This window comes from Sphingomonas sp. FUKUSWIS1 (assembly GCF_000733135.1).
In the GTDB taxonomy this organism is placed as follows: domain Bacteria; phylum Pseudomonadota; class Alphaproteobacteria; order Sphingomonadales; family Sphingomonadaceae; genus Sphingomonas; species Sphingomonas aerolata.
Map to the genome: position 1 here is coordinate 3,754 of NZ_JPJC01000097.1, position 5,465 is coordinate 9,218.

Below are 5,465 nucleotides of genomic sequence, written 5' to 3' on the forward strand. Positions count from 1 at the left end.
GTTGAGCCCGTCGAGCAGCGGCAAGCGGCTCGCGACCATCGTCCCCAGCGTCCGCGCCATCCGCGCCGCATGCAGATCGCGCAGCAGTCGCCCGAGCATCGGGATCCTGAGCAGCCAGCTGTCGAAGGCGAGCCGGAAGCCCGGATCCTTTAGCGCGCGCCACAGGATCAGCCCCGACAGCAGCAGGACCAGCGCGATCACCCACCAGTATCCGACGAGGAACGCCGAAAACGCCATCACCATCCGCGTCAGCAGCGGCAGCTCCTGCCCGACCGTGTCGAACTGTTCGACCACCTGCGGCACGACGAACATCATCAGCGCGGTGACCACCCCCATCGCGACAAGCGCGAGGATCGAGGGATAGGCGAGCGCGGTGATCAGCTTGCCGCGGATCTCCGCCTGGCGTTCGAGCAAAGCCGCGAGCCGGTCGAGGATCGTCGGCAGCGACCCCGAACTCTCGCCGGCCGCGACCATCGCGCGGTAGAGCGGCGGAAAACTCTTGGGCTCGCGCGCCATCGCATCCGCCAGCCGCCGGCCCTCGACGACGCCCGCATGAACGTGCTGGACGATCGCGCGGACGCTGTCCTGCTCGGTCTGGCGGGTGATCGTGCGCAGCGATTCCTCAAGCGGCGACACGCGGTTGAGCGTGGCGAGCTGGCGCGTGAACAGCGTCAGATTCTTGCCCGACATCTTGGGCTTGCCGAGCTGCAGCCCGAACAGCGGCCGCCCCTTGGTCGCCTGGGGCGGCGCGCCCGGGCTGATCTTGACGACGTAGAATTTGCGCGCGTCGAGCGTTGCGCGCGCGAGGTCGATGTCCGCCGCGGCGATATGGCCGCGGCGCTCGGCGCCCTTGGTGTCGATCGCGACATAGTCGAAATCAGCCATGCGGGTTGCCCGGTTGCTTAACGCTTCCGTTCGTTTCGAGCGAAGTCGAGAAACCGTTGCCGCGCGCGCGGACAGGCGTTTCTCGACTGCGCTCGAAACGAACGGAAGGCCAGAGGGGCGTCATGCCGCCGCCACCTCGACGACTTCGGTCGTGTCGCGGCGCGAGACGCGGACCGCTTCCTCCGCCGTGGTCTGTCCCGACAGCACCAGCTCGCGCGCCGACTGCGCCAGGTTCGGCGACTTGGCGAAGGCATGCGCGGTGATGTCGGATTCGGCGCCGTCGGTGTTGATCAGCCGACGGATCGTATCGTCGATGCGGACCGCCTCGAAGACGCCAATCCGGCCCTTGTAGCCGGTCTGGTTGCAGTCGTCGCAGCCTTGCGCGACGTACACTACCTGGTCCGGCGCGATGCCGAGCAGCGGTGCGACCGTGTCCGATGCGGGTACCGCCTTGCGACAGGTCGGACACAGCCGCCGCACCAGCCGCTGCGCGATCACCGCGCGGAGCGTCGAGGCGAGCAGGAAGCTCTCGACCTTCATGTCGCGCATTCGCGTGATCGCGCCGATCGCGTCGTTGGTGTGGACGGTCGACAGCACCAGATGCCCGGTCAGCGACGCCTGCACCGCAATCTCGGCGGTTTCGCGGTCGCGGATTTCGCCGACCATCACCACGTCGGGATCCTGGCGCAGGATTGCGCGCAGCCCGGCGGCGAAGGTCAGCCCGACCTTCGGATTGACCTGGGTCTGGCCGACGCCGTCGACCGCATATTCGACCGGATCCTCGACCGTCAGGATGTTGCGGCTGCCGTCGTTGAGCAGGCGCAGCGCGGCGTAGAGCGAGGTCGTCTTGCCCGAGCCGGTCGGTCCGGTGACGAGGATGATCCCGTTCGGCTCGCTCAGCGCCTCGTTCAGCAGCGCGAACAAGGCGGGCGGGAGGCCCAGCGCCTCGAGGTCGATGCCCGCATTTTCCTTGTCGAGGATACGCAGCACCACGCGTTCGCCCGCCCGGCTCGGCAGCGTCGAGACGCGGACGTCGAGCAGCTTACCGCCCAGCGTCAGCCCCATGCGGCCGTCCTGCGGCACGCGGCGCTCGGCGATGTCGAGGCGCGCCATCACCTTGATCCGGCTGACGACCACCGGCGCGACGTTGGGCGGCATGCGCAAAGTCTCGCGCAGCACGCCGTCGATGCGCATCCGGACGACGAGCCCGGTCTCGTACGGCTCGATATGGATGTCGGATACGCCGTTGCGTGCGGCGTCGGCGATGATCCCGTTGATCAGCCGGATCGCGGGCGCGTCGTCGGCGGTGTCGAGCAGATCCTCCGCAGTCGGCATGTCGCCTGCGAGCAGATCCAGCTCGTCGCCCATCCCGACCGCGGCGAGCGCATTGGCCTGGCCGTCCATCGCATAGACGTTGGACAGCAGCCGGTCGAACGCGGGCGCCTCGACCGTGCCGATCGCGAACGGGCGGCCGAGATAGCGGCGCAGTTCGAGCAGCACCTTCGGGTCCGCGCCCGCGCGCATCGCGATCGTGAGCGGTGAATCGGGGTCGGTGTGGTCGACGACGACTCCGAACTTGCGTGCGAAGGCGTAGGGGATGGTGATCTGGGGGAGTGCGACCTCAAGCCCCTCGCGGATGATCATTTCTTCACCGGCCGGAAGACCGTGCTCGTGCTGCGCACCGGCACCGCGATCCGCGGATCCTCGATGCTGCCGGGGATCGGTCCCGACGGGATCGGCGGCGCCGCGCCCATGTAATCGCGCACCAGCTGATCGATCGACGGCTCGCGCTCGGGCTCGGCGAGCCCCTGCTGCAACCGCAGATAGCCATAACGCTGTTCGGTGATCCGCCGGCTGTCGCCCGCGGTGCGCAGGATCGTCGGCCGGATGAAGATCATCAGATTGGTCTTCGACCGCTGCTTCGCCTTCGACGTGAACAGATGCCCGAGCACGGGCAGGTCGCCGAGCAGCGGGATCTTCTCGATCGTGCGGCGTTCGTTGTCGTCGAGCAGGCCGCTGATCACCGCGATCTGCCCGTCGTCGACGGTCCGCACCGTCTCGACCTCGCGCTTGTTGAGGATCAGGTCGCTATTGTCGCTCGACACCGGCCCGGCGATCGAACTGACCTCGAGCCGCAGGTTGAGCTTCACCGTCCCGCTCGAATTCACCTGCGGTCGCACGGTCAGCTCGATGCCGACATTCTGGCGCTGCGTGGTGCGGAACGCGTTGTCGAAATTGTTCGACAGCGCCTGCCCCGTAGTGATCGGGATCTCCTGCCCGACCAAGCTGTGCGCTTCCTGGTTGTCGAGCGTGACGAGGTGCGGGACCTGGAGCAGGTTCGACGTCGTGTCGCTCTTCACCGCGTTAATGATCGCGCCAAAGAAGGTGCTGCCGATCTTGCCGCCAAAGCCGCCAAACCCGCCGGTCGCGGCAAGGATCGAACTGATCGCAGATTGCTGAAGCGTGTCGGCGGCGCTGCTGGTGTTCTTCGTCACCGTCGTGCTGCCGTCGGTGTTCGTCGTCGTCGTGGTCGAGGTGTTGAGCTGTGTCGCGCCGATCGCACCCGCGATCTGCAGGATGTTGGGCGCGGAATTGGAGAAGGTCGACGCACCGAACGCGCCGCCGCTGGGATCGCCGACGATGAACTGCGCACCCAACGTCCGTGCGGTGGTGTCCGAGACCTCGGCGACGATCGCCTCGACGAGCACCTGTTCGCGGCGCGTGTCGAGCTGGCGGACCACCTCGGCGAGCTGACGCTGGATCTCGGCGGGCGCGGCGATGACGATCGCGTTGGCGCCGATGAAGCGCGTGACGACCGCGGCGGTGCGGCCCCCCGCGGCGGTGATCGCGGGCTGGCCAGAGCCCGATCCCGACGATCCGCCGCTCGACTGGACCGGCTGGCTCACCTGCGCCTGCTGGGTGCCGCCAAAGCCCGATCCGCCGCCGTTGCTGCCGCCGCTGCTGTTCGCGCCGAAATTGGAGCGCGACAGCGGCTGGCTGCTCGGCTGGGTCGGGGTCTGGCCGACCAGTTCCTGCAGCACCGGCAGCAATTGCTCGGCGTCGGCGTTTTCGAGGAACACGACCTTGATCTCGGTGCCGTTGCGCGCCTTCTGGTCGAGGTCGGCGGCGACCTGCGCCAGTCGCGCGACCGTGGTCGGATCGCCGCGCAGCGCGACCGCGTTCGATCCCTCGACCGCGACCACCGATGCGGTCGGTCCCGATCCCGCGCCGCCGCCCTGCGCGCCGCCCGGGGCCCCGCCGGTGCCGATCAGGCCCTGCAGCGCGGTCGCGATGTCGCGCGCGCTCGCATTCTTGAGCGCGACGACGCGCGTCGACGAGGTGTCGGTGTCGACCCGGCGGATGACCTCGCGGATGCGGCGAATATTGTCGGCGAAATCGACCACCACCAGACTGTTGCCGCCGCGGTTCGCGGTGACCGACCCCTGCGCGCTGACCAGCGGCCGGACGGTGTCGACCGCGCTCGCCGCGTCGGTCGCGCGCAGCCGGATGATCTCGGTGACATAGCTGTTGCGCGCCGCGCCCGCGACGCCGATCCGGCTCGGCTGCGACGCCGCATTGTCGAGCGGCTGCACGCGGAACGCCCCGTTCGAGGTCGGCACCGCGACCAGCCCGTTGGCGCGCAGCGTGGACAGGAACACCTCGAAATATTCGGACCGGCTGAGCGGCCGGTCGGTGACGACGGTCACCTTGCCCGACACCCGGTTGTCGATGATGAAGGTGCGCCCCGTGACCTTGGCGGCATCGGCGATGAACGCGCGGATATCGGCGTCGCGGACGTTGAGCGTCGTCTGCGCGCGCGCTTCCGCCGCCAGCGTCAGCGCCAGCACCGGAGCAAGGACCGAGGCGAAAACCAGATTCTTCATTGCAGCCTTGGTCTTGGAAAGGGGAAGGGAAGCGAGAGTCATGCCGGAGATCATTGCGGAGGTGCGATCGTGATGGCGAGCGGCAACGTGTCCTTGCCGCGTTCGACGGTGATGGGCACGTTGCCGCCCTGCGCGAAGTCGGCGGCGATGCGGTCGAGATCGCCCGGCCCGGTGACGGGACGCCCGCCGATCGAGGTGACGATGTCGCCGTCGCGCAGCCCCGCCTGGCGGAAGGCGTTGCCCGAACCCTGCGACCGGACCGTCAGCCCGCTGACGCGGCCGCCGTCGATACGCGGGATGAAACCGATCTCGCTGCGCAACTGGCCGATCGCGATGCCCGCGTTGCCCGGCGGTGGCGCCGCACCCGGCGCTGCGCCGGTCGGCGACACCGGCGCGACCGCGTCGGACTGGTCGAGGAACAGGTCCTCGTCGACGCCGCCGCGATCGATCGTGACATGGTCGAACGCGACCGCCTTCAGCCGGACGCCGGGCTGGATCTCCTCGCCGACGACGATGCTGGTCTGGACATTGTCCGCGCCCGCGATGATCGCCGAGCTCCGGCCGGTCGCATCGTCGATCCGCGTCCCGAACAGCGTCAGCTGCAGCGCGGTGACCGTCGCGGGTCCGGCACCGGCGGGCGCACCCAGCCGGAAGAACGGATCGAAGCTGCGCAGGATGTCGCCATTCGCCCCCGCC

The 5,465-nt window shown here is 68.8% G+C and carries 4 protein-coding genes; all 4 read right to left on the minus strand.

Translation table 11 applies throughout. The features are described from left to right. Positions 1-885 (minus strand): type II secretion system F family protein (locus sphsw_RS07250; protein WP_042466755.1); only part of this gene is annotated, 885 nt, incomplete at its 3' end. A gap of 120 nt (positions 886-1,005) precedes the next feature. Continuing rightward, positions 1,006-2,529, minus strand: coding sequence for a GspE/PulE family protein (locus tag sphsw_RS07255; RefSeq protein ID WP_031440018.1), 1,524 nt, complete (start codon positions 2,527-2,529; stop codon positions 1,006-1,008). Next, a complete protein-coding gene (gene gspD, locus sphsw_RS07260) occupies positions 2,526-4,769 on the minus strand; it encodes a type II secretion system secretin GspD (RefSeq protein WP_031440019.1) in 2,244 nt (747 codons plus the stop codon). Before gspD ends, sphsw_RS07255 begins: the two co-directional genes overlap by 4 nt. Positions 4,770-4,819: 50 nt before the next feature. Next, the coding region (locus sphsw_RS07265) for a type II secretion system protein N (RefSeq protein ID WP_031440020.1) at positions 4,820-5,465 on the minus strand (646 nt) is incomplete at its 5' end.